Origin of the sequence: Synechococcus sp. F70.1, from assembly GCF_047502745.1 — a bacterium.
Lineage (GTDB): Bacteria > Cyanobacteriota > Cyanobacteriia > Thermostichales > Thermostichaceae > Thermostichus.
Window position 1 is genome coordinate 1 of record NZ_JANSJL010000031.1, and the last position, 518, is coordinate 518.

A 518-nucleotide genomic window follows, 5' to 3' on the forward strand; every position below is an offset into this window, starting at 1 on the left:
TGCTTCCACGACCTATAGCTAGCAGCAGAGTTCACCTCCACTACCCCACCAGAGGGATCTCCACAGGCGTCACTTCCCATCAAGCTGACGGGAGCTGTTCCTGATCGAGCACACCGGCTAAAGACGGAGCTGACTTTAGCCTAGGCAAAGTGCCTAGCCGAAGAAATGCAGCTGCTCGTCTACTGGCTTAACTAATCCACGTCAAACAGAAGATGCGCCGGCAAAGCTGCGCATCGTCGCTACCTCTCCTCTATACCCCCAAGGGGATTCGAACCCCTGTCGCATCCGTGAAAGGGATGTGTCCTAGGCCTCTAGACGATGGGGGCATCTCCAAAGGAAGCGATCTTGATTGTAAGGAGGCAGGTTTAACTCTGTCAACTTGAATCTCTTGCTAGTCGCCGTCGCCCGCCCCCCATCCTACCCCGGCCAAGATCAAGAGTCCCAGGAGAGCCAGACCCAGCAATCCGGCGATCACAAGGGGTTCATCCGGGATCACATCCATTTACACCTCATCTCCG

The 518-nt window shown here is 55.6% G+C and carries 1 tRNA gene; it reads right to left on the reverse strand.

Annotated features, from left to right (window positions below):
- Window positions 1-253 precede the first annotated feature (253 nt).
- Window positions 254-326: transfer RNA gene (locus NW860_RS02040), tRNA-Glu, on the reverse strand.
- Window positions 327-518 lie beyond the last annotated feature (192 nt).